The organism is Planctomycetota bacterium (assembly GCA_035574235.1).
Classification (GTDB): domain Bacteria; phylum Planctomycetota; class MHYJ01; order MHYJ01; family JACPRB01; genus DATLZA01.
Genome location: DATLZA010000145.1, coordinates 1 through 23,545 on the forward strand (window position 1 = coordinate 1; position 23,545 = coordinate 23,545).

At 69.8% G+C, this 23,545-nt stretch carries 19 protein-coding genes; 9 read left to right on the plus strand and 10 right to left on the minus strand.

The genetic code is table 11. The annotated features are described in order from the left end of the window. Window positions 1-761: magnesium transporter (locus tag VNO22_13210; protein ID HXG62330.1), on the plus strand; the 761-nt coding region annotated here is incomplete at its 5' end. 24 nt (window positions 762-785) lie between these two features. Here VNO22_13210 and VNO22_13215 read toward each other — a convergent pair. The 3 genes from VNO22_13215 to VNO22_13225 all read right to left on the minus strand — a co-directional run bounded on the left by VNO22_13215 (window position 786) and on the right by VNO22_13225 (window position 2,792). Continuing rightward, window positions 786-1,193 carry a type II toxin-antitoxin system VapC family toxin gene (locus tag VNO22_13215; protein ID HXG62331.1) on the minus strand — a complete coding sequence of 136 codons (408 nt, stop codon included), beginning with the start codon at window positions 1,191-1,193 and terminating at the stop codon, window positions 786-788. Further along, window positions 1,190-1,447 (minus strand): CopG family transcriptional regulator, encoded by a 258-nt coding sequence (locus tag VNO22_13220; GenBank protein ID HXG62332.1) that lies wholly within the window; start codon window positions 1,445-1,447, stop codon window positions 1,190-1,192. Before VNO22_13220 ends, VNO22_13215 begins: the two co-directional genes overlap by 4 nt. A 106-nt stretch (window positions 1,448-1,553) precedes the next feature. Continuing rightward, window positions 1,554-2,792: a hypothetical protein gene (locus VNO22_13225; GenBank protein HXG62333.1), complete on the minus strand. Its 1,239-nt coding sequence runs from the start codon at window positions 2,790-2,792 to the stop codon at window positions 1,554-1,556. A 158-nt stretch (window positions 2,793-2,950) separates the two neighbouring features. Between VNO22_13225 and VNO22_13230 the strand changes: the two genes are divergently transcribed. Genes VNO22_13230 through VNO22_13240 form a run of 3 tightly spaced genes read left to right on the plus strand, consistent with a single transcriptional unit; the run spans window position 2,951 to window position 5,553 of the window. Continuing rightward, window positions 2,951-3,559 (plus strand): family 16 glycoside hydrolase, encoded by a 609-nt coding sequence (locus tag VNO22_13230; GenBank protein ID HXG62334.1) that lies wholly within the window; start codon window positions 2,951-2,953, stop codon window positions 3,557-3,559. 1 nt (window position 3,560) lies between these two features. Next, window positions 3,561-4,214 (plus strand): response regulator transcription factor, encoded by a 654-nt coding sequence (locus tag VNO22_13235; GenBank protein ID HXG62335.1) that lies wholly within the window; start codon window positions 3,561-3,563, stop codon window positions 4,212-4,214. Then, window positions 4,207-5,553: a heavy metal sensor histidine kinase gene (locus VNO22_13240; protein ID HXG62336.1), complete on the plus strand. Its 1,347-nt coding sequence runs from the start codon at window positions 4,207-4,209 to the stop codon at window positions 5,551-5,553. The genes VNO22_13235 and VNO22_13240 overlap by 8 nt, the downstream gene beginning before the upstream one ends. Here VNO22_13240 and VNO22_13245 read toward each other — a convergent pair. Both VNO22_13245 and VNO22_13250 read right to left on the minus strand, forming a co-directional pair. Further along, window positions 5,550-7,178 (minus strand): right-handed parallel beta-helix repeat-containing protein, encoded by a 1,629-nt coding sequence (locus VNO22_13245; protein ID HXG62337.1) that lies wholly within the window; start codon window positions 7,176-7,178, stop codon window positions 5,550-5,552. The genes VNO22_13240 and VNO22_13245 overlap by 4 nt on opposite strands. Beyond that, entirely contained in the window at window positions 7,175-9,106 is a 1,932-nt protein-coding gene (locus VNO22_13250) for a hypothetical protein (GenBank protein HXG62338.1), read from the minus strand. Before VNO22_13250 ends, VNO22_13245 begins: the two co-directional genes overlap by 4 nt. A 155-nt stretch (window positions 9,107-9,261) precedes the next feature. Here VNO22_13250 and VNO22_13255 point away from each other — a divergent pair, with 155 nt between their 5' ends. Then, the gene (locus VNO22_13255) at window positions 9,262-10,722 is read left to right on the plus strand and encodes a sulfatase (protein HXG62339.1); all 1,461 of its coding nucleotides are present in this window, start codon (window positions 9,262-9,264) and stop codon (window positions 10,720-10,722) included. Window positions 10,723-10,731: 9 nt separating this feature from the next. Here the strand turns inward: VNO22_13255 and VNO22_13260 are convergent, their stop codons facing one another. Then, the gene (locus VNO22_13260) at window positions 10,732-12,318 is read right to left on the minus strand and encodes a PilT/PilU family type 4a pilus ATPase (GenBank protein ID HXG62340.1); all 1,587 of its coding nucleotides are present in this window, start codon (window positions 12,316-12,318) and stop codon (window positions 10,732-10,734) included. A gap of 102 nt (window positions 12,319-12,420) precedes the next feature. On the opposite strand from VNO22_13260, the gene VNO22_13265 reads away from it, so the two are divergent. Then, on the plus strand, window positions 12,421-13,860 hold the full coding sequence (locus VNO22_13265) for a sulfatase (GenBank protein HXG62341.1): 1,440 nt from the start codon (window positions 12,421-12,423) through the stop codon (window positions 13,858-13,860). 7 nt (window positions 13,861-13,867) lie between these two features. Here the strand turns inward: VNO22_13265 and VNO22_13270 are convergent, their stop codons facing one another. Continuing rightward, window positions 13,868-14,956 carry an aldose 1-epimerase family protein gene (locus VNO22_13270; protein ID HXG62342.1) on the minus strand — a complete coding sequence of 363 codons (1,089 nt, stop codon included), beginning with the start codon at window positions 14,954-14,956 and terminating at the stop codon, window positions 13,868-13,870. Window positions 14,957-15,081: 125 nt separating this feature from the next. On the opposite strand from VNO22_13270, the gene VNO22_13275 reads away from it, so the two are divergent. Next, window positions 15,082-16,305 (plus strand): hypothetical protein, encoded by a 1,224-nt coding sequence (locus VNO22_13275; protein ID HXG62343.1) that lies wholly within the window; start codon window positions 15,082-15,084, stop codon window positions 16,303-16,305. Between the two features lie 132 nt (window positions 16,306-16,437). Here the strand turns inward: VNO22_13275 and VNO22_13280 are convergent, their stop codons facing one another. From VNO22_13280 to VNO22_13290, 3 genes are read right to left on the minus strand one after another with little or no spacing between them, the layout of a single operon-like run. Further along, window positions 16,438-17,766: a hypothetical protein gene (locus VNO22_13280; GenBank protein ID HXG62344.1), complete on the minus strand. Its 1,329-nt coding sequence runs from the start codon at window positions 17,764-17,766 to the stop codon at window positions 16,438-16,440. Window positions 17,767-17,789: 23 nt separating this feature from the next. Further along, a complete protein-coding gene (locus VNO22_13285) occupies window positions 17,790-19,424 on the minus strand; it encodes a CRTAC1 family protein (protein HXG62345.1) in 1,635 nt (544 codons plus the stop codon). Next, entirely contained in the window at window positions 19,421-22,138 is a 2,718-nt protein-coding gene (locus VNO22_13290) for a hypothetical protein (protein ID HXG62346.1), read from the minus strand. Before VNO22_13290 ends, VNO22_13285 begins: the two co-directional genes overlap by 4 nt. Window positions 22,139-22,213: 75 nt before the next feature. Between VNO22_13290 and VNO22_13295 the strand changes: the two genes are divergently transcribed. Together VNO22_13295 and VNO22_13300 are read left to right on the plus strand one after the other, a co-directional pair. Next, a complete protein-coding gene (locus tag VNO22_13295) occupies window positions 22,214-22,792 on the plus strand; it encodes a sigma-70 family RNA polymerase sigma factor (GenBank protein ID HXG62347.1) in 579 nt (192 codons plus the stop codon). Then, window positions 22,789-23,545 (plus strand): hypothetical protein (locus VNO22_13300; protein ID HXG62348.1); only part of this gene is annotated, 757 nt, incomplete at its 3' end. The genes VNO22_13295 and VNO22_13300, both read left to right, overlap by 4 nt.

Here is a 23,545-nt window from a genome sequence, read left to right on the forward strand (position 1 = left end):
TGATCTTCGTGGGGCCGGCGACGGACCAGGAGGAGGTGGCGCGGCTGGCGCAGAAGTACCGGCTCCGGCACGTGCCGGTGGTGGACAACGACATGCGGCTCCTCGGGGTGGTGACGCTCCAGGACATCATCGAGGTCATCCAGCACGAAGCCAGCGAGGACATGATGAAGCTGGCGGGCGTGGGGATGGTGGACAGCCTCCACACCCCGCTCCGGGCCCGCTTCCGGATGCGTTTGCCCTGGCTCTATCTGACGCTCGGGGGGGAGCTGTTCATCGCGCTCGTGCTCTCGAGAATATTCCGGGCGACTCTGGAACGGGCGTCGATCCTGGCCGCGTTCATGCCCGCCATCATGGCCACGGGGGGGAACGTGGGCCTCCAATCGACCACGATGGTCATCCGGGGACTCGGGATGGGCACCCTCCACCGGGGACAGTTCCTGCGCGTGCTCGCCCGGGAGTTCCGGCTGGGTCTTCTTCTCGGGGTCAGCTGCGGGGTGGCGGCTTCCGGGGTGGCCGTGGCCCTCGAATGGGGCCACGCCGAGGTGTTCAAGCTGGGAGCGGCGGTTTTCGCGGCGATGGTGTCGGCCACGGCGGCGACGTCCCTCGTGGGGACGCTGGAGCCGCTGGTGCTTCACCGGCTGGGGCGGGACCCGGCCGCCGCGTGCGGCCCCTTCGTCACCATGTTCAACGACCTTTTCGGGACGACCGTCTACTTCCTCATCGCGACGCTGCTCGGGTTTTCCGCGGCCGGAGCGGTCTGACGGAGCGTCGAACGCCGGGCGCCTTCACCGGCCGGGGCCGGGCCGGCGGGTGAGGCCGGGGTATCCATCGAACCCCGCGTCGAAGCTCAAGATCGTCGGGACGCCGTGGCGCTCCATCACGGCGATGTGGAGGGCGTCCCGGGAGGACAGGCGTTTGCTTCCCAGGAGGATGTCGCGCGCCCGTTCGACGTCCCGTCGCTCGACCGGGAACACCTCCTCAACAACGCCCAGGAGCGCTTCGAAGGCGACGGGAATGGCGTCCGGTCGCTTGAGGGCGGAGTATCGGTGAAGGATTTCCTGAAGAACTTCCGCGTCCGTGACCAGGACCTCGTGGCGGGAGACCGCCTCTTCCAGAAGGCGCCGGGCCTCGTTCTTGTGGGGGTGTTCGGCTCCCACGAGGTACATGGGGACGTTCGAGTCGACCAGGATCATTCCGGAAGGCCCGCGCGCGCTCCCTGGTCGATCTCGGAGAGCATTCGGGGAAGATCCGCCGTGGGAAACGAATGTCCGAAGGCTTCTCGAATGACGGACAGTTTGCGTGACGCCGTCGAGGCCGGCTGGCCGCGCCGGGCGGCGCGCAGCGCCTGGCGCACCCATTCGGAAACCGTCATGCGCCCGCGCCGGGCGGCGCGACGGATTTCCCGAAGCTCGTCTTCCTGGAGGAGGATTTGAAGTCTCTTACTCATGCTATGAGTATATCAAACGTATTGAATGAGTCAACATCTCTCGGCACGGAGTTCAACGGACGAGGACGCGGGCTCGGGAGATGGGACGGTCCCCCTCCGCGCCTTCCTACCGGAGGGCCAGGAACTCCGCCGCCATGCGGCCCACCTGGGCGTCCGCTCCTGCGGCCTCCCGGAGCTGCTCGAGGAAGGGGACGTGTTCGGGCTTGAGCGTTCCCGTTCCGGTGAAGAAGGAGGGAAAGTTTTTCTGGAAGGAAGGCAGAAGGGCGAGGGCCTTCGGGGAAGCGGGCGTGCGCGCCGCCTGCAGGCGCTTGGAGAGCTCCCGCGCCTCGGGAAGCCCCTGAAGCTGGCGCTGGAAGAGGGGCAGATAGAAGACGGCCAGAACCGGATCCTTCTCCGCCAGCTCCCCGGCCAGCTCGACCACGGCCCGGACGCGCGCGCGGATCTTTTCGCGGAGGACGTCGGCCCTGGCGCGGACCTTGTCGGGCGCCTTTTCGGCGAGCTCGTGGGCCTTGCCCAAAGCCAGGGCCTGAGCGGCCTCGACGGCGCGCCGGAGCTCGGGCTCCGGAAAGTCCGGAGCATAGAGGAAGGGGGCCAGGGCCAGGTCGGCGCGCCGGAAGACGCGGGCGGCCTCGGCGACGTCCTCGTCCGCGATCGTGTGTCCCTTCTCGGGGAGGACCTTGAAGTGGAGGTCCGGCCATCCGCCGCGTGAGGCTTCGCTGAGGAGGGCGGCCATCAGCTGCGTGTTGCTTTCCCCGAGCCGCGCGAGCGTCCACTCTTTCCGGCCGACGGCCACGAGCCAGGCCATCGGGGCGGGCTTCTGGTGCCGGGGCGGCTGCCAGTAGTTCGATCCGTAGAGGGCCGCCTGGCAGAACGGCCATTCCCTGCCCCGGGGCGCCCCGCCGTGCCGGTCGTAGAAAAGCCCGTGCGGCAGGCCGCCGCCGGAAAACGAGGCGATCACGCCCCGCCCGGCCACCACCTTGTAGTCGGCCATGACCTGGGCCAGCGCCTCCTGCGCGGCCTTGACTTTGCCTTCCGTGTCGGAGGCGTTGTCCCCGTCCTCGTACTGCATGTTGATCCCGATGAGGTTGAACGGTTCCAGGAGGGCGCGGGCCCAGAGGTCGAACGACCTGGCCGACCCCTGGCCGTTCTGGCCGTGAAAGAAAAGATGCACCCCCGCGGGATTTTCGGGCGAGTAGGAACGCGGCACATAGACCCAGTACTTGTAGCCCGGCCTGGAGGTGCGGGCTTCATAGGAGCCGGCGCGCCCGGCGTTGGGAGACGGTTTGGGGGGCGTCTCCTGAGCGAGGAATGCGGCGGCGGTCGCCAGAGCGAGAGCAAGCTTCATGGGAGGGGTCCTCCATACTTCTTTGGACGCCGGGCCGCGCCGCGGGTTCCCGAATACGGGACGCCCGCAAGGACATGTTTCCAGGCCGGCCGTCATGTTATTCAAGGGCGCCCTTCTTCATTATCCCTTAAGGTTCGGCCGGTACGATTCCGGAGGTGATGAAACTTCTGGCGATCGGTCTTGCCCTCTGGGGCCCGGTAACCTGGACGTTCGAGAGCGACGCCCCCGGCGGGCCCCCGGCCGGCTTCGATCGGGTTTCCACCCGCGGGGTCGGGCCCGGCGTCTGGAAGGTGCTCCAGGACGGCGAGAACCGCGTCCTGGCGCAGGTGGAGGATTCGGCTCCGGCCCACCGATACGCCCTGGCGATCGTGCGGGATTCCTCCTACCGCGACCTGGCGCTCTCGGTCCGGGGCCGTCCGATCGCCGGCGGGCGCGATCAGTCCGTCGGGCTCGTCTGGAGGTGTCGCGACGAGAACAACTACTACCTGGCCCGGTCGAACGTCCTGGAGCAGAACGTGCGCCTCTACCGCGTGGTCAACGGCAACCGGATCAAATTCGCCGGACGCGAGCGGGTGCCCCTCAAGACCGGGGAGTGGCAGCGTCTCCGGGTGGAGCACCGGGGGGCCGCGATCGCGGTGTTCCTGAACGGAGAAAAGCTTTTCGAAGCGGAAGACCGCACGTTTTCCGAGGCGGGGAAGGTGGGCGTCTGGATCAAGTCGGATTCGGTGACCTGGTTCGACGACCTGGCGGTCGAGGAGCTGCGGTAGGATGAGGGTGCTTCTGGTCGAGGACGAGCGGGACCTGGCGGCGGCGCTCCGGCGGGCGCTGGAGGAGGAATCCTTCGCCGTGGACGTGGCGCATGACGGCGAAAGCGGCCTGTTCAACGCGGAAAGCTGGCCGTACGACGCCGTGGTGCTCGACCTGATGCTGCCGCGTCTGGACGGGCGGCGCCTCCTGGCCAGGCTCCGCGAGACGAAGGCCACGCCCGTCCTCGTCCTGACGGCGCGGGACGCGCCGGCGGAGAAGGCGGCGCTGCTGAACGCGGGAGCGGACGATTACGTGACCAAGCCCTTCGAGCTCGGGGAGCTCGTGGCCCGGCTGCGGGCCCTCATCCGGCGCGCGGCCGGGAAGCCCGCGCCGGTTCTGCGGATCGGAGCGGTGGAAATCGACACGGCGTCGCGGACGGTGCGGCGCGGCGGCCGTCCGGTGGACCTGACGCCCAAGGAGTACGCGCTGGCCGAATTCCTGGCCCTTCACCGGGGGGAGCTGGTCACGCGGACGATGATCTACGACCATCTCTACGACGAGAACGACGACACGCTCTCGAACGTGGTGGACGTCTACGTCTCCAACCTCCGCCGCAAGCTCGGCAAGGACTTCGTGGAGACGCGACGGGGGCAGGGGTATATCGTCGATGCTTAAGTCGATCCGCGGGGCGCTTCTTTTCGGCTACGCCGTCCTTCTGGCGGCGGTGGTGGCCGGCTTCGGGGGCACGCTCTACTACAAAGTCCGCCGGTCTCTTTTCCGGGAGGTGGATTCGCGGCTTCTGGCGCACGCCCAGGCGCTCGCCGGGGCGCTCGAGCGCGAGGGGGGCGGAGGGTACGACCTGGAGCTTTCCGACGACTACGTGCGGATCTTCTCCTCCGGCGGCCGGAACGGTCCGTACTACGCGATCTGGGACGAAACGGGGGCGCTCGTGGACCGCTCGCGGCCGGAGCTCGAGGCGCCGCTCCCGGCGTCGGCCGGGGCGCGCGACCGCGGGCGGGCGCGGGAGGTGGCGGTCCGGAACCCGCAGGGCGCGTGGGTTCTCGTGGGCCAGCGGATCTCCGGGGTGCGGGAGAAGCTCCGGGAGCTGGCGGGCGCGATCGCGGGGGCCGGAGGGGGAGTGCTGCTTCTGGCCCTCGCCGGAGGGTGGTTCCTGATCGGGCGCGCGCTCGGGCCGATCCGCACGATCACGGAGGCCGCGGAGGCGATCTCGGAGTCCAACCTCTCGCGGCGGATCGACGTGGCCCAGACGCAGAGCGAGCTTGGACGGCTGGCCCGGACGCTCAACGCGACGTTCGACCGTCTGGAGCGGGCGTTCGCCCGGCAGACGCGCTTCACCGCGGACGCCTCGCACGAGCTTCGGACGCCGCTTTCGGTCATCCTGACCCAGGCCGAGCTGGCGCTCCGCCGGGAACGGTCCCCCGCCGAGTATCGCGAGGCGCTGGAGGCGTGCCTCCGGGCGGCGCAGCGGATGAAGGCGGCGGTCGAAGGACTTCTGACGCTGGCGCGGGCGGACGCCGGGACGCTCGTCCTCAAGCGCGAGCGGGTGGATCTCCGCAAGCTCCTCGAGGAGACGGCGGCGATGCTCGGTCCGCTGGCTCTCGAACGGCGCGTGGCCGTGACCGTGAGCGCGGAGGCGGCGACGGTCGAGGGCGATCCGGACCGGCTCCGGGAGGTGTTCGCGAATCTCCTTTCGAACGCGATCCGGTACAACCGGGAAGGGGGCCGGGTGGAGGCCACGCTTCAGGCGGCCGGGGGCGAGGCGGTTCTCACGGTGGCCGACACGGGGGTGGGGATTCCGGAGAAGGATCGGCCGCACATCTTCGAGCGCTTCTACCGCGTGGACCCGGCGCGCTCGCGCGAGGCGGGGGGGACGGGCCTGGGGCTGTCGATCGCCAAATGGGCCGTGGAGGCGCACGGCGGGACGATTTCGTTCACGAGCCGCGAGGGCGAGGGGACCACGTTCGTCGTGCGGCTGCCGGCGGCGGACGCCTAGCGGGGGCCGTAACGGGCCGGGGGCGCGCCGTTCTCGACGGCTCCCAGGTCGGGCGCCCGGCCCGCATAGGCGTCGTTGAACCCCGGCAGTCGCACGCCCGCGTCCGCCGCCCCTGCGTCCCGGGGGACGCGGCCGTCGAACTCGGGCGGGTACGCGCGCGCGGGATCGTCCGGCACGCGCACCCCCGCCGTCGCCACGACGACCGCGCGCCGGTAGGCGGGCGCTTTCGCCCGGGCTTCCTCCAGGGTCGCATAGCGGACGCCGTTCCACTTGAGGAAGAGGTTCCACGGGCCGCCGCCGAAGCCGTCGGCGTCGAAGTCGCAGTCCACCATGGGGGCTTCGAACTGGGCGGCGTAGGGGGCGGCCGAGCCGAGGAACAGATTATTCCGGGAGACGCAGTTCCGCACCGGATGCTCCGTGGCCACGACGAGCGGAGTTCCCTTCTTGACGACCGTGTTGTGATAGAGCAGCACCCCGGAGGGGCTCTGATGCAGCTTGAAGGGAGCCTCGACGACGTTGTAGAGCACGTTCCGGAAGACGTACGCCGGACCGCCGTAGACCGGCTGCGCGGAGATGCCCTGGTACACGTTCGTGAGGCGATTGGCGAAGCAGCGGACGTTGCGCTCCGAATAATCCAGTTCGATGCCGTCGTCGGTCATCTCGCTCACGTCGTTGTTGTGAATGTCGATGGCGGCGCACCGCGCGGAGGGCAGGGTGTCGATCGCGTCGGCGAACCCGCGGATGCGGTTGTAGGCGATGACGTGGCCGACGCCGGTCACCTGGATTCCGCGGGCGTTCTCGATCCCCTTCGTGCGCGGCCAGGTGCACGGTCCTTCGATCACGTTGTCCGAAAGGAAGAGCCCGTGCACGTCGCCGGCGTCGTTGACGGTGGCGAAGACGCCGTAGGTGACGCCCAGAAACCGGCAGCGGCGGACGACGATGCGGCTGGAGTTCGGAAGGGTCAGGCCCTTGACGGCGCGGCGCACGGTCAGCCCTTCGAACCAGACGTCGTGGACGCCCGCGGCGACGATGCCGTTGCCCGTTCCGCCGGCGTCGAGGATCGCCTCCCCGTCGCCGGCCGCGCGCCAGACGATGGGTCGCCCGGGTTCGCCGCTCGAAAAGACCTCGAGGGGCGCCTCGTAGACGCCGGCGTGAAGGAGGATCGCGGTTCCCGGCCGGGCGCGCCGCGCGGCGTCCCGCAGGGCGCGCGGGCCGGGGCGCACGCGGATTTCCTCCAGGGCGGGGGGCGCTACGGGTTCCGCGAGGGTGCGCGCCTTGAGGACGCGCTCGGCGCGGCCGCCGTCGGGATCGATGAGGGTCAGGCGGATCTCATAGGGCGCGCCCGGATCCAGGCCGACGACGCTCCCGGCGAAAAGCCACGTTCCGGCCGGGAGGTCCCGCCGGGCGGCGCCCCGCTCCACCCGGAAAAGGGGCGGCCCCGGCCGCCAGTCCCACGCTCCCTCCCGGCGGAAGGCGATCTCGACGCGCGCGTCGCGGTCATCGTCGCCCCGGACGGTCCAGCTTACGCCCAGGCAGTGGAGCGTGGGCGGGTCGAGGACGGGCTCGCCTTCCGGAGCCGAGGCGTCGGTCTGGAGCGCGACGGAAAAAAGAAGAAGCGCGATCACTCGGCCGGCTCGAGGACGATCGATTTCATGACGGGCCGGGCGGCGCAGGTGAGGTTCCAGGTTTCCTGGGGCCGCCGCGCGACGAACGTCTGCTCCCGGGGACGGCCGTTCTCCTCCCAGCGGTAGGTGACCTGGACGGGCCGGAAGCCGCCCCGGGGCTCGCGGTAATCGGCGTCGATGCGGAAGCTGAAGATTCCGGTGGCGTTCCGGCTCGTGCCCGCGAAGCGCACCCAGGCCCGCCGCGTTCCGGACGGGACGTCGGAGAAGACGACGTATTTCGAAAACCCGGCCACGCCGCCGGGCGCCCGGTCCACGGTCTTCCAGGTTTTGCCTTCGTCGAAGGAAACCTGGTAATCCAGGCCGTCGCGGGCGTCCCGCGCGCGGTAGTGCGTGCCGAAGCGCAGGCGGATGAGATCCCCCGGCGTCGTCACCGGGAAGGTGATTTCGCCGCGGCCGGAGCCGTCGATGAAAAGCCCGGGCTCGAAGCCCTTGATCTCCGGGTGGAAGTCCGTGTAGACGAGCTGCTTGCCCTTGTTCCGCAGGTTGGCGGAGGCCTCGAGCGTGATCGTGCCCTCGGGCGGGCCGGCGCGGAAGGTGATCGTATTGGGCCCCTGCGCGAGCGCCGGGAGGGGCCGCTGGGAATGCTGGACGTCATGGACGATCCGGAGCGCCTCCAGGCGCGCGCCCGCGCCGCGCAGCTCGAAGCGCAGTCGGTAGTCGTAGCGCCGCAGGACGAGGGGCGAAAGGTCGATTTCGCGCTCTCCCGCGCCGCCCCCGAGGTCGCGCCAGTCCAGGCCGTGGTTGTCCGAGAAGGACACCGCGACCTGGCCCGAGGCGCGGTAGGAGAGCTTGCCCGTCAGGTAGACGTAGCTCGACGGCATCCGCAGGACGAGCACTCCCGGCCGCGAGGGGTCCCGGACCTCCGGCCGGTCGCCGAGATTGGTCGCTTCGAGGACGCCCGAGCGCCAGTCGCCGGACACGGGCAGCTCGTACTCGTGCACCCCGTTGCCCACCCGTCCGTTGGCGAGATCCCCGTCCTTGGGCGTGTATCGCAGGGCCCCCTCGCCGGCGCGCAGCTTCATGCATCCCGGTCCGCCGCCCCGGTCCATGTTGACGTGGAGTCCCTTGTTGGACCAGTGGCGGGTGAGCCGTTCGCCGGGCCGCAGCTGGATGTTGACGCGGTATCCCAGGGAATAGCCGTATTCGAAGAAGCCGTTGGCCGAGCCGTCGTATTCCATCATCGTGGAGTACCAGCCGTGCGTGCCGGCTTCGAACCACCCGTTTTCGTCGTACTGAGGGCAGCGGCGGAGAATGTCCGGGCCCCGCCGCCAGCCGCCTCCGCGCATGAATTCGCGAAGCTTTTTTTCGTTGCCCTTGAAGTCGGGGTTCTTTTCATACCATTCGCGGACGCCCGCCATGATCTCGTCCACCCCGGCCGGGGTGCCGTCGGCTTTGGGGAAGTAGCACATGAGGGAGGCGTCCAGGAGCCTCCAGGCGCCGTCGTAGAAGACTTCGGGAACGCTGTGGGCGTTGAGGATCCGGCCGCGGGCCTGGAGCCCGGCGGTCCGGGCCAGCGCGCTCACGTGGGCGGAGGCCGGCGAGCACATCGCGTAACCGTAGACGTTGAAGACCTTGATGGGATCCTGCACGAGGTCTTCGGCCTGAAGATACTCGACGGGCGGGGCGTCCTGGTGCTGGAACATGCGGACCGTCTTCCAGGCCGCCAGGGCTTTCTCGGCGTCCTTCATTCCGTCCTTGAGGAAGGACTTCTTCCAGGCTTCGAGGCTGGAGACGTCGGGCACCTTGTCGGACAGGACGGTGACGTTGCAGACGACGCCCGCGGGGCCGCGTTCGACGGCGGGGGCGGCGTCCTGAGGCCGCGCCTCCGGTGCCGCGGCCACCAGCAGGGCCAGGAGGGTCCGTCTCATGGGGCTTTCTCCCACCGCAAGCATCCAGGGGCAGGATGCGAATGACGATCACGAAGAGCGTCCCTATATAGCGTGCCCGGCGGGGGCCTTTCTGCGGCGGGAATCCGCATCCGGCGGGGCGCATCCCCGGGAGGGCGGGGCGTGTTCATAGGGTCATGAGAAACGCACTGGGCATTCTCCTGGCCGCCGTGGCGGCGGGCGCGGCTCCGCAGGAGGGGGCTCCACCGCGGCTCAATGTCCTTTTCATCGCGGTGGACGACCTGCGGCCGCAGCTGGGCTGCTATGGCGACCCCCTCGTCCGGTCGCCGAACCTGGACCGGCTGGCGGCCCGCGGGACCGTCTTTCGGCGCGCCTACTGCCAGCAGGCCGTCTGCAGCCCGTCGCGCTCGTCCCTCATGACCGGCCGCCGGCCGGACGCCACCCGCGTCTACGACCTCGAGACGCACTTCCGCAAGGCGCTGCCGGACGTGGTCACGCTTCCCCAGCATTTCAAGGCGCAGGGCTATCATGCGCAGGCCTTCGGCAAGATTTACCACGGCGGGTTCGACGACCCTCCTTCGTGGAGCGTGCCTTCTTCGGGGCCCCGCAGGCCCGCCTACGGGCCCGAAGGGCAGGCCTTTCTCAGGAAGCTTCTGGAGGACGCCCGCGCCCGCGGGCTGGATCTCTCCAACCGCCGGAACGTTCCGCGCGGCTGGGCATGGGAAGCGCCGGAGGTGGAGGATGGGGCGCTTCCGGACGGATCGCTCGCGGATCAGGCGATCGAGGCGCTGCGGGCGCTGAAGGATCGCCCGTTTTTCCTGGCGGTGGGATTTCTCAAGCCCCACCTGCCGTTCGTGGCGCCGCGGAAATACTGGGATCTCTACGATGCGGCGAAGATTCCGCTTCCGGAGGATTCTTCGCCTCCGAAGGACGCTCCTCGCTATGCGCCCACGGGCTTCGGAGAACTTCGGGCGTACCATGGAATGCCCAAGGAGGGGCCGATTCCGCCCGAGACGGCGCGGAAGCTCATCCACGGGTATCTCGCCTGCGTGAGCTACATGGACGCGCAGGTGGGCCGGCTCCTGGACGAACTGGACCGGCTGGGTCTTCGGGAGAAAACGGTCGTGGTCGTCTGGGGCGATCATGGCTGGCACCTGGGCGAGGGCGGCCAGTGGTGCAAGCACACGAACTACGAGCGGGCCACGCGGACGGCGCTGATCGTCGCGGCGCCGGGGCGGAAGGCGCCGGGACGTTCCTCCGGGGCGCTCGTGGAGCTCGTGGACGTCTATCCGACGCTTCTGGAGCTGTGCGGTCTTCCGGGCGTCGAGGGGCTCGAAGGGACCAGTTTCCGGCCGCTCCTGGACGATCCCGACCGGCCCTGGAAGAAGGCGGCGTTCAGCCAGTACCCGCGGACGATTCCCGGGGTGGGGCGCGCGATGGGGTACTCCGTGCGCACGGACCGGTATCGGCTCGTGGAGTGGAGCGTTCCGGGCAAGGATTTCCGGGAGTACGAGCTTTACGACCACGAGGCCGACCCCGCCGAGAGCGTGAACCTGGCCGGGCGGCCGGAACACGCGGATCGGGTTCGGGAGCTGGCGGCGGTGCTCCGGGCGGGCTGGCCCGCGGCGCGCCCGTAGAGGAAAGCGTCAGAAACCCCGGTTGATCTTGATCTTCCCCGAGTCGGCGGCGGAGCGGCCGGCGTCGGCGCCGCGCAGGGCGGAGGTCGATCCGCTGGTGACCCCCTTGAGGAGGAGCCGGAGGTCTCCGGGATTCTGGGTCGAGGCGAGCGCTTCCTCCTCCGCCACGACGCCGTCCAGAACCAGGCGGGCCAGCGCCTGGTTGAAGGTCTGCATGCGGTAGAAGTCGCCCGACGCGGCGATGGCCTTTTCGATCTGCGAAGTCTTCCCCTCCGCGATGAGCTCGCGGATGTTGGGGGAGTTGATCATGACCTCGACGGCGGCGACACGCCCCTTGCCGTCGGCCCGCCGGACGAGGCGCTGGCTGATGACCGCCTGGAGCGTGAGGGCGAGCATCGCGCGCACCTGGGGCGCGGCCGCGGAGGGGAAGGTGTCCACGATCCGGTCCAGGGTCTGCTTGGCGTCGTTGGTGTGGAGGGTGGAAAAGACGAGGTGTCCCGTCTCGGCCGCGTGCATCGCCAGCTCGATCGTCTCCATGTCGCGCATCTCGCCGATGAGGATCACGTCGGGGTCCTGGCGCAGGGCGCGGCGGAGGGCTTCGTGAAGGGACTTGACGTCGGTTCCGAGCTGGCGCTGGTTGATCGTGCACTTCCTGTCGGTGTAGACGAATTCGACGGGGTCCTCGATCGTCACGACGTGGAGCGACTGGGTCTCGTTGAGGTGCTCGATCATGGCGGCAAGGGTCGTGGACTTGCCGCTGCCGGTGGGGCCCGTGATGAGGACGAGGCCGTGGGGGGCCTTGCAGATCTCCTTGAGCACGTCCGGCAGGCCCATCGCCTCGATCGTCGGCGCCGCCAGAGGGATCATGCGGAGCGCGGCGCCGAACTGTCCCATCCGCCGGAAGGCGTTCACGCGGAAGCGGGCGACGCCGGGCAGGAGGTACGACGTGTCGCATTCGAAGTTCGCCTCCAGGGCCGCCAGCCCCTCCCGGCCCAGCATCTGAAGAAGCAGCCCCTTCATGTCGTTCTCCGCGATCTCGGGCAGCTCGGTGGGCACGAGGTCGCCGGAGATGCGCATGAGCGGAGGCCGGCCGACCTTGAGATGCAGGTCCGAGCCGCCCCGCACGATCAGTTCTTGAAGGATCTGGTCCAGCTGTATCGAGGTCAGTCCGTCGCCCACCTCGGCCCGCGCGCGGTCGAGCTCCTGGGCGTGGAAGACCTCCTGGAGGGCGTTGCGGACCTGGATGCGGAAGCGGGAGGGATCGACGGGTTTGGCGACGAAATCGACCGCTCCGAGCTTGAGCGCGGCCACGATCTCGTGAGGCGCCACCTGGGCGCTCAGGGCCAGGAATGCCGTGTTCGGGTATTCCCGCCGGAGTTCCCGCAGGAGGTCCAGGCCCGGCGTGTCCGGGAGCGAAAGCTCCAGGACGCAGGCCGTCGGCGGCGCCGTTCGGAAGGCCTCGCGGGCGGCCGCCCCGCTCAGGACGCACTGAAGCTCGAGGCCCTCGGGCTCGAGCGTCTCCCGGAGTCTCCCGAGGGACACGGGATCCGGGTCCACGACGACGACGCGGGGCGCGGGAGGTCGGCTCGCTTCCATGGTGCCCATCCGGAAGGTGACGATGCATGAAGGATACATCACGGAACGCCGGGACGCAAAACTTCTTCCGGCCGCGAGCCTTCCGCCTCCGGAGGGTGTTTCATGGATGTGCGCGTCGAGACGCTTCGAAGACTGTCGGCGCTCGCGATCCTCTGCGCGGCGGCGTCATGCGCCGCGCCGGAGGAGACCCGGGCGGGCCGGCGGCCCAACGTCGTGCTCATCTTCATGGACGACCTGGGGTATGCGGATATCGGTCCGTTCGGCGCCAAAGCGCATCGGACGCCCCATCTGGACCGCCTGGCCCGGGAAGGGCGGATCTTCACGGACTTCTACGTTTCGCAGGCCGTCTGCTCGGCGTCCCGGGCGAGCCTTCTGACGGGCTGTTACAACGTCCGGGTCGGCATCTTCGGCGCGCTCGGCCCACGGTCCAAAGTGGGTCTCGCCGACGGCGAGGTGACGCTGGCGGAACTTTTCCGGAGCCAGGGATACGCCACCGCCTGCTTCGGCAAGTGGCACCTGGGCGACGCGCCCGAGTTCCTCCCGACGCGGCACGGCTTCGACGAATACTTCGGGCTGCCTTACTCGAACGACATGTGGCCCTTTCATCCCACGGCGCGCCACTTTCCGGATCTTCCGCTTCTGGAGGGGACGCACCCGGTCCGTCCCCAGGTGACGCCGCGGGACCAGGAGATGCTGACGACTTGGTACACGGAGCGGGCGGTCGCGTTCATCGAGAAGAACCGGTCCCGTCCGTTCTTTCTCTACGTGCCGCACAGCATGGTGCACGTGCCCCTCCACGTGTCGGACCGGTTCCGCGGGCGGAGCGGCGCGGGGCTGTTCGGGGACGTTCTCATGGAGGTGGACGATTCGGTGGGCCGGATCGTCGAGGCGATCCGCCGGAACGGGCTGGAACGGAATACGCTCGTCCTTTTCACCTCCGACAACGGGCCGTGGCTGCCGTATGGCGACCATGCCGGGTCGGCGGGTCCTTTCCGGGAAGGCAAGGGCACGACCTTCGAAGGCGGGGTCCGGGTGCCTCTGATCGCCTGGGGGCCGGGGACGATTCCGGCGGGGACCGTGTGCCGCGAGCCGGCCATGACGATCGACGTTCTGCCCACGATGGCGCGGCTGATCGGGGCGGCGCTTCCGGAACATCCGATCGACGGGCGGGACATCGGTCCGCTCCTCCGGGGGGAGCCCGGCGCGCGCAGTCCGCACGAGGCGCTTTACTTCTACTGGCACCGCGAGCTTCAGGCGGTCCGCTGGGGACGCTGGAAGCTTCATTTCCTTCACACCTATCCGACGCTGGCGGGCCGTCCGGGAGGGAAGGGAGGCCTGCCCGCCCGCACCGAGACGGGGCGGATCGAGCTTTCGCTTTTCGATCTCGAACGCGATCCGGGCGAAACGCGGGACGTCCAGGCGGAGCATCCGGAGGTCGTCGCGCGGATCCAGACGCTGGCGGAGGCGATGCGCGGCGATCTCGGGGACTCCGCGCTCAAGCGGCCGGCGACGGGCGCGCGCGAGCCGGGCCGGCTCCGGTAGCGCCGCCTCAGGACGAGCCGAGGGATCGGATTTCGGCTTCCGCGGCGCCGATCTCCTCCGGGGAGGCGAGGACCCGGAATTCGATTTCGTAGCGCCGGCGCTCCCCGGGGGCCAGGAAGGGCAGCGTTCCCTCGCGGCGGAGCCGCTCGCGGGGCACGGGGTGAACGTTGCCCGGTTCCGTGCCGACGACGTACGTCCCCGGTCCCATCATCTTCCACTCCGTGAAGCACGGGAGCGCCGAAACGGGAAACCGCAGGAGGTATCCGAGGCCCCGTCCCCCCTGAAATCCGCGGTTCACGAGCGCCACCGCGGTCCGGCCGTCGGGTCCCGCCCGCAGCGTGTGGAAATAGAGGCGCTCCGGGTATCCCGGACTCGGCGGAAGAAAGCGGGCGAAATCGCCGGGCTCGCGCTCGGAGACGGGATTGGCGGGGCGGACCTCGGAGGAGGCGGTCAGGAGCTCGGCCGTTTCGTCGAGGAGCGGAAAGCCGCCGTTGACGTGATAGAGGACCATGTGGGGAACCGGTTCGGCGCCGAGGTTTTCCACGGTGTCTTCGAGGAACAGCCGGTTTTCTCCGAGCGCCGTGGAGAGGCGGCGCGAGAGGGTCACGTGTTCGCCGAAAACGGCCGCCTCGCGGATCCGCCCGCGGATCTCGATCCGATAGTCGTCCCCCTCCCAGTTCTCCAGGACGGCGACCTCGCGGGCGGGAAGGTAGGACGCCCGGCCGTGCAGGCCGAGGGCGCGGCCCTGGTCCACGTGGGGCGGTCCCAGGTAGGTCAGCCCGCAGGTGACGGACAGGCCGCCGGCGAATCCGCGCAGCCAGCCGAGTCCTTCGGGCTCGAAAAAGGCCGGGTGAAGGGGGCCCGTGGGAGAAAGCCAGGCGAGCGAAGCGCCCTGATATTCCGCCATCCAGACGTCCAGGCCCCGATCCGGCAGGACGACGAAGCGGAAGCCGGTGCCCGTGCGGACGTCGATGGCCCGGACGCCGCGCTCCGGGCCGTCCTGCAGCGTGATCGGCACGGCGCCGCCGATCTGACGGAGGTCTCCCACGCGTGCCAGAAGCGACCGGCGGTCCCACGTTCTTCCGAAGAGCTTCATGGCGGGCGCCCCGAGAGTATAGGCCTTTCGTCCGACCGGACTCAACGACTTTGCGCCTTTTGTGTCACACGAGGAGAGAGACAGGCATAAGTATAGGGGGGCGAGGTAACGCGGAGGCTTTTCCTATGAGGATCGGGATCTATCTCGCCCTTTGTCTGGCCGCCGTTCCCCAGCAGGACCCCAACCGCAAGCCCGGCCAGGGGTTCAAGCCCAATCCCGCCGTCGATCAGAAGAACGTGGACGAGGCCATCCGGCGGGGCCTCGAATACCTCAAGACCTCCGACTCTCCCTCCGGGGCCCATAGTTCAAACTCGAACGAGCTGAAGCTTTTGACCTTCATCCACGGAGGGCTCGCCGAGGACGACCCGGTCTTCCAGGCGTTGCTCAAGGAATGCCTCGAGGCCAAGCTCGAGCGGGTCTACAACGTGTCGCTGCTGGCGATGTGCCTGGAGGAGCTGGACCGCGTGAAGTACCAGGGCAAGATCGTGCAGTGCGCGCAGTTTCTGATCGACAACATCAAGGCGGACGGAGGCTTTTCGTACGGCGAGCCCACCGTGTACGCCCTGGAGGTTCCGACGACGGGATCGCGTCGGGAGGTGGCCTCAGGGGGCGGCCGTCCGGCGGCGTCCGGGGAGCGCGAGAAGCCCAAGGTCGCGAAGACCGTTCCCGTCCGTAAGATGAAGGAAGGTCCCGCGCAGCGGAGCGACAACTCGAATTCGCAGTACGCGGCGCTCGGGATGCGGGCCTGCCACGACGCGGGGGTCGTCTTTCCGCGCGAGTGGGTGGAGCGCGCCCGGGCGTACTGGGCGGCCAACCAGCATCCCGGCGAGAAGGGCAAGGACGCCGGCGCCGTGGCGACCGGGGGAACGCCTCTGGGGGATCCGCGCGGCTGGTGCTACGACGACGGGGACGGCAACGCCTGCGGCCGCGGCGGGCAGGCCTACGGGTCCATGACGGCCGGCGCGATCGGCGCCGTGTGCATTTACGATTACATGCTCAAGAAGGATTGGAAGAAGGACAAGGTGGTTCTCGACGGCCTGGCGTGGCTGGACAAGTACTGGTCGGTGAAGGAGAACGGCCCGGAGGCGGAAACGGGCCGCGGGGCGAAGAACGCGTGGCTCTACTACTACCTTTACGCGATCGAACGGGCGGGAATGCTCTACGACACGGCGCTCATCGGAAACCACGACTGGTACCTGGACGGGGCCCGCGAGCTTCTGGCCGCGCAGCGGCCCGACGGGAGCTGGAACGCGAGCCACTTCAACAAGCCCACGTGGGACACCTGCTTCGCGATTCTCTTCCTCAAGAGGGCGACGCGCCGCCTGACCGCCAGCGGCCCCGGCCGGTAGCCTCCTCGGGCGCGCGCGGCCCCGCGCGAAGGCGTCGGGGCAGGTTCGAGCGCTTCGGAGCCGGAGCACATCGACCGGCTCCGGATCCTGACGGTGTGGCCCCTGATCGGTCCTGGAAGGGGCCCTCGTTCCTTAAGGCGTCCGTTCCGACTCCGGAAGGTGAAGGACCGTGACGCCGACGCAGTCCCAGGCCTTTCCCCCGCGGCGGTTGATGTTCCAGGTCACGTAGAGCCTGTCCCCCGCGGGATCCACCGCCATCGCATAGGTGCCGACGAGCGCCGCGCCGTATTTCTCCTTGTAAAAGGGATGAAGGAACGCGACGACTTTTCGGAGACCCGTCCGGACGTCGAACTGGACGACGGGCGTGCCGTCCCGGTCCGTGCCCCCGTGGGCGCCCGCCGAGTAGTAGAGAAAGCGCCCCGCGGGATCGGCGTCGAGGGTCGCGATGTACTGCTGATTCCCGACGGCCGCCTCCCCCAGCTCCCGCAGCTCCTCCTTGCGCGTGTCGAAGGCGTAGAGCCGGGTCGGCGTCTCGTGCGAGGCGATGTAGACGACGCCGTCCGGGGTTTCCGGCGTCGTGGCGCGCATGGAGAGCCGAACCGGAAGCTCGACGGGCGCCTCGCCGGGACGGGCCGGATCGTAGCGCCGCAGCGCGCCCGGGCCGTTGCCGGGCACGAAGTAGACCTTGCCGCTGGAAGCCGCCAGGATCATGCACCGCGCCGGGCCGTCCGGTCCCGCGTAGAGCACCTTCCGCGACCGCACGTCGTACGCGAAGAAGTGCACGTCCTTTTCGCCTTCCCCGGAGGCCGTGCCGCCGTAGAAAATCAGGCGCTTGGGGTCGAGCATGCCGTTCGGAATGCTGTGCCGCGGCACGGGGCCGCACGCCAGGACTTCCGCCCGGCCGGTTTCCGGATGGACGCGCACGATATAGTCGCCCTTGAAGGTGGGATTCGACCGCGTCGCCGCCGGCGAACCCCGGTGGGTCGAGAAGTAAAGCCAGCCGTCTTCGCCCCGGTCGATCCGGCTGTGGATCTTGCCCGGTGTGTAGTGCCCCGGCGGGAGATTCAGAAGCTCCTGGAGATCCACCAGGCGGCGCCAGGAGCGGGCCGCGGGGTCGTAGGCGTAAACCCGCGCGGTTCCGGTCTTCGACGGATCCTTGCCCTTGCCCGGCGCAAGGTGGTCCCCGAGCGACGTGTAGTACGTGCCGCCGAAGGCGAGACTGTCCCCCCACGTGGACCACGGCGCGCCCGGATAGTCCTGCCCGGGAATGTACGAGAAATCCACGGTCGGAGGCGTTCGCGCCACGGCGATCCCGGGTTTGAGCGGTCCGGGCGGCTGGAGGAAGAGGTCGGACGTGTCCGTCACGACCTCCTTGCCGTCCGGAAGCCGCGGGGGGAAGGGGATGTCCTGCGCGGCTCCCAGGAGCGCCGCCGCGCCGAACGCGATCCTCAAGAAAGACATGGGGCCGATCCCTCCTTCCTTATTCATGGGCCCGCGAGGGTGACCCGCCCGGCCGGAACGCCCCGGCGGACGATTCTGCCCTTGCCGTGGGGAAGAAGAACTTCCAGGTCGCACGCCGTTTCCTTCCCCAGGCCGAAATGGGCCGCGGCCGGCTGCCCGGACGTGTATCCGTACCCGACGGCGATTTCGCGCGCGCCGAGAAGCGCGGCCGGATCCCCCAGCTTTCCCGCGGCGTACGCGCGCACCTGCGCGCCGACTCCCATGCGGTTGACCCCCGGCCCTCCCTCCACGCGGACGTCCAGTCCCGCGCCCCCCGCCGTCTCGTTGCGCAGAAGAAGCGACGGCGCCTCCAGCCACCAGCTCGCCAGGAAGAGATCCAGCCGCCCGTCGTTATCGAAGTCGCCGGACGGCCCGGGCGCGGTGTAGAGAATCTTCCGGTCGCTCAGCACCTTCCGGAAGAATTCCCCCGAGCCTCGGATCGCGCGGTCCTCGTCCGTGGGGAAATCGACCGCGCCGAGCGCTTCTTCCCGGAAGCGGGGGATCCCTCCGGAGGCGCCGAGATTCCGGAAGAGGAGCGGACGCGGGCGGCCTCCCGCGAAGACGACGACGCTGGCGTAAAGGTCGGGGCGGCCGTCGTTATCGAAATCCTGAATCTCGACGTGCGGGGCTTTCATGGGAATGGGCGTCAGGCCCGCCTCTTCGGTGACGTCCCGGAAGCTCGGCGGGTCGCCCCCGAGATTGAGGTAGAGCCGGAGGGGAACGGGCTTTCTCCACGGCGCCTCGAAGTGCTGGCCGACGAGAATGTCCGGCCGCCCGTCCCCGTTCACGTCGCCGAAGCAGACCCCCGCCGGGGTGTCCTCGCCCCGGGAAAGATTCCAGTCGAAGACGGCGCGGCTTCCCGGGGGCTCGACGAACCGGCCCCGGCCGTCGTTCAGAAAGAGCCGGTTTCCGCCGTCGCGTCCGGCCGCGAAGAAGTCCGGGCGGCCGTCTCCGTTGAGATCCCCCGCGGCCACCCCGAGCGCGGGAAGCACCGCGGGGAGCCCCGCTTCGTCGGTCACGTCCCGGAAACGCAGGTTTCCGAGATTCCGGAAAAGACGCGAGCGTTTTCCGCCCCGGTAGGCGCCGAAGACGCAGTCGCCCACGAGAAGATCGAGGAGTCCGTCGCCGTCGTAGTCGAGCGCCGCGGCGCTCCGGCCGGCGAAGCCGGAAGGCGGGCAGGCGCCGTTGCCGGCGGAGACGTCGGTGAACCTTCCGCCGCCCTCGTTCCGAAAGAGCGTGCAGGGCGCCCACGCCCGGCCGTCCTTTCCGGTCCCGGGCATTCCCGCCACGTAGAGGTCCAGGTCGCCGTCGTTGTCGAGGTCGCAGAAAAGCGCGGAATTCGAGCGCGTGGAGAGGCGCAGCGCCTCCTGGTCGTCGAGGCGGAACTTTCCGTCGGAGTTCCGGAAGAAGAGATTGGCTTTCGAGCCCTCGGAGCGGAACGTGCCCACGTAGAGATCGATCCAGCCGTCGTTGTCCGCGTCGCCCCATCCGGCGGCGTGCCCGCGGATGCCCGCGACTTCGGGGAGGAGCCCGGCTTCCTCCGTCACGTCCCGGAAGGAGAACGCGGGCTTTTCCTGGCCCGCGAGAGCCGCCAGCGCGAGCGCCACGAGTTCCTTCATGGGTTCCCCGATTCGAGGAGAAGAATGTCGCCCTCCGCCAGATGGGGGAGGCGGACGGTCGTCGTCTCGCCGGAGGTGTCGGCCGGCAGCGCGCGATCCAGCGCCAGGGACCGCACCCGCGCGATGGAGCCGGCGCCGCGGATCCGGATCGTGAGATCCGTCGCGGCTGCCGGTTCGGCTCCCCCGGCGGGGAGGGCTCGGTAGGCCCAGTTGGCCAGCGTCACCGCGAGGCGCCCGTTCGCGGCGTTTCGGAGGAGGAGCCCTTCGACCGCGGGGGCGGAGGCGTCCACGACGGGGGCCACGCGCGCGAGCGCCGGGGCCGCGATCCAGGAGCGTCGCTCCGCGGAAAGGTCGCGGGACAGGTCGAAGCCCGCCGCGCGCAGGGGGGCGCTGTACTCGAGTCCGGGGAAGAAGGCCGCCACGTAGGCTTCCCCCCGGCCGAAGGCGTTGCGCGTGACGGCCGGCGAGCCGTCTTCGAACCGGGCCACGACTTCGGCGGTCGAGGGCCGAAGCTCCTCGCGGCCGATGAGGATCGGAAACGAGCCCGCGAACGGGCCCGAGGGGACGACGCGCGCTCCCGGCGGGACGGGAGCCAGGACGTTCCGGGGATCGTCGTAGGGTTCCAGGCGCGTGGCTCCGTAGAGGGCGACCCGATAGAAGATCCGGGGTTCCTGGCGGTCCTTGAGGCCCAGGACGGGCTCCAGGGCCCGCAGCGGCCGGTGAGCTTCGTCGTAGGCGAGTCCGCCGCCGCTGGTGTAGAGCGTTCCGCCGTCGCGGACCCACTGGGCGACCTTTTCGGCGGCGGCCCGCGTGAGGTGAGGTCCGTTGATGTAAAGGACCTTGTAGCGGGAAAGATCGGCTCCGGCCAGGAGGGTTTCGTCCAGCGGATCGACCGGCACGTGGGCGTGCTGGAGGGCGGCGTAGATCCACTTGGCGTTTTCCCAGGCGGCGGCCTTGGCGGGGGCCGCTCCGGAGAGACCCAGCCAGCGCTCCGAGGCGCCGGGGTTGACGATCCCCGCTTCGGCGGGCCTGGCCCAGGAGGAGCCGTAGAGGGTCTCCTCGGCGGCGCCCAGAAGCCGCGCCGCCCGGCAGACCTGTTCGAGGGCGTCGGGCCGCTCCGAGAAGCTGTCTCCTTTGAAGTAGTCCGGCCCGTAGGTGTACCAGTAGATCATCCGGGCGCCGCGGGAGGCGGCCGCCAGCGCCCGCTGGAGAGGCGCGCCGCGGTGGGGCTTGACATAGATGCCGAACCGCAGGCCCAGGTCGGCCGTCACGACGCGCGCCACGTCGCAGAGGTAGCTGTCCCATCCCCAGACGCGCGGGTCGCGGTTGGACGTTTCGTAGACGAAGGCGTTGTCCGCGTGGCGGTAGAAGTCGAAGAAGTCCAGGCTGTGGCCCCGCATGAGAAAAGTGTTTCCGCGAAGGGCGTACGAAAAAAGCCACGGCTGTCGCAGAGACGGATCGGCCTTTTTCTTCGCGTTGGCCCGGGCGAGGGCCTCCCGAAGCGGCGTGAAAAGGCGCGCCGTGGCGTAGGCGCCGAACCGGGCGGTCTGGTAGGCGGCCAGGGCGAAGGAGGGATCGCGGAGCGGCGCTCCGGGGACGGTAGGATCCACGGGGCGCACCTCGCTCCAATCCGTTTTTCCGAAGTCGGCGGGTCGCAGCCCCTGCGTTCGCACGAAGTCCTGGAAGGCCCGGGTGCAGTCGGCGCAGGCCGGAGCGTGCTTCGCTTTGCCTTCGGGCGTCTGGTCGAAGACGGAGCCGATCTCGTCCACCGTGAGCAGCCACACTTCGTCGACGGGGTCCTTGAGGTGTTCGAGGGCCTGGGCGATCTGGGCTTCCTGGAGCCGGGACACGGCGGGGTTGAAGGGGCATCCGGCGCCGGGCGTGGCGGCCGCGTCGCGGCGGGGACGCAGGACCGGGAATCCGTGGACGGCGTCGATCCATCCGCGCGCGAAGGCGGCCCCCGGTCCGGTCCGTTCGGCGATGCGCGTTTCCATCCAGGCCGGCCGCGCGCGGAGGGCGTTGACGCCGAGCCGGCGCAGCGTGCGCAGCTCGGTTTCGACGACGGCGGGATTCGTGTGGCGGATGCCGTAGCCGGCGCCGGCGCCGTATCCGCCGAGGTCGGTGACGATCATGTAGCGTTCGGGGAGGGGCCCGGGAGGGCCGGGGAGCGCTTCGATCCGTTCCGCGCGCGCCCGCGCGTAGGAAGAAAGTCCTCCAAGTTCGGCGGCGAAGTCGGGGGCGTCGGGCGTTTTCCCTCCGGCCGCGCGGAACGCGGGGATGCAGATTCCCACGGTGGGGCCGTCCGGGCCCGCTTCTTCGAACGTGCGGACGGTCTTTCCCCGGTACTGGAACTCGAACTCGACGCGGACGTTCTTGAGGGCGGGGCGGTCTTTCCGGTCTCCCGCCGCCGGTTCGAGCGTGAAGGTGACGAACAGGCGGCGGGGGAAGCGCCGCGCGAAGGAGGCGACGGGCACGGGGTCCGACCAGGCGCCGGGAGCGAGATTCTCGGCCAGCGTGCCGGAGGTGACGTTCCCGCCCAGGCCTTCTCCTCCGTGGCGCCACCGGAGGCGGACGGGGACGGAAGGCGTGGAGGCCGCGACCCGGGCGCGCAGGGTGAATTCCGGCGGCGGAGCGAAAGAGGACGGGTCGGCGTCGGCCCGGTCCTTTTCCTGTCCCCAGGTCGCCAGCGCCAGGAGCGCCGCCCAGCGGAGCATCGAAAGTCCCTCCAGCTTCCGATATTGCGCGGGCGCCGGAACGGTTAACCTCAGGATATCCTGCGGAATGGAAGGATGGTGGACGACGCGGAGGTTTCGAGCGCCCTGGCGCGGGCGAAGGCGGGGGACGCCGACGCCTATGGGGGGGTGGTCCGGGCGTATCAGGCCCGGCTGAGGGCGTTCCTGGCGGGGTACGTGCCGGGACCGGAGTGGGTGGACGATCTGGCGCAGCAGGCGTTCGTGAGCGCCTACCGGGCGCTGGGGAATTTCGAGGTCGGAACGGACTTCTACGCGTGGCTCCGGGCGATCGCCTACAACCACCTGCGGGCGGAGCTGGAGCGGGCGCGACGCCGCAAGCGCCTGGAGCGGGACTACCTCCTCGAGGTGACGGCCGGTGAGCTGAGCCGCCGGCTGGAGGAGGAGCCGGACGAAGAGCGGATCGGCGCGCTTCGGGAGTGCGTGGGGCTTCTTTCGGGGACGGCGCGGGAGCTGGTGCGGCGCTACTACGGCGAAGGCCTGTCGCTCGGGGCGTTGGGGGAAGCGCTCGGGCGGACTCCGGAGAGCCTGAAAGTGTCGCTCTTCAAGATCCGGGCTCGTCTGAAAAAGTGCATCGAGGGGAAGCTTCGGGGCTCGCCGGCCCCGACGGCGCCGTGAGCATGGACGCGGAGCTCGAATCGCTGATCCGGGAGCATCTGGAGGGGAGCCTGGACGCGCCGGGCCGGGAGCGGCTGGCGCGGCGGCTGGCGCAGGATTCGGAGGCGCTCTCCGCGTTCGCCGATCAGCTCGAGGTGCATCATCGTCTGAAGGTCCTTCTGGCGGAACGGGCCGATCTCTTTACGGATTCGGTGCTCCGGGAGATCCGCTTTCTGGCCGACGCGCCGCGGTTTTCGCAGGAGGTGGTGGGGCGGATCAAAGGCCTTGAGGGGCGGGCGGTTTCCAGGCCGCGGCCCGCCCCCGTGTGGGCGGCGGCGGTGTTCCTGGCGATCCTGGGGGCGATTCTCCTTTTCCCCCGCGCGCCGCGGGAAGGAGGCCCCGTCGTGGCCGCGGCGACGTCGGAGGTCGTGGTCGAGCGCGGCGGGCGGGCGATGGCGGCGCGGGAAGGTCTCGATCTTCGGGCGGGCGACCGGCTGCGGATTCCGGAGGGCGGGTTTCTCGTCGTCCGTGGGGCGGGCGTGTCGCGTCTGGAAGCGGGTCCGGGGCGCGTGGACGTTCGCGGGGGGGAGGTTCCGCTGCATCTTCCCGAAGGGCGGTTCGGGGCGGCGCTTCCGGCGGTCCTTTCGACGCCGGCGGGGACATTCGAGGGCGCGTCCGGATGGGTGGCGCTCGAGGTCGGGGCGTCGGAAGTGCGGCTCGAAGCGGAAGGGGCCGGGGGGCGGTGGCGGGGGGCCGGGGGGCGGCCCCTGGAGG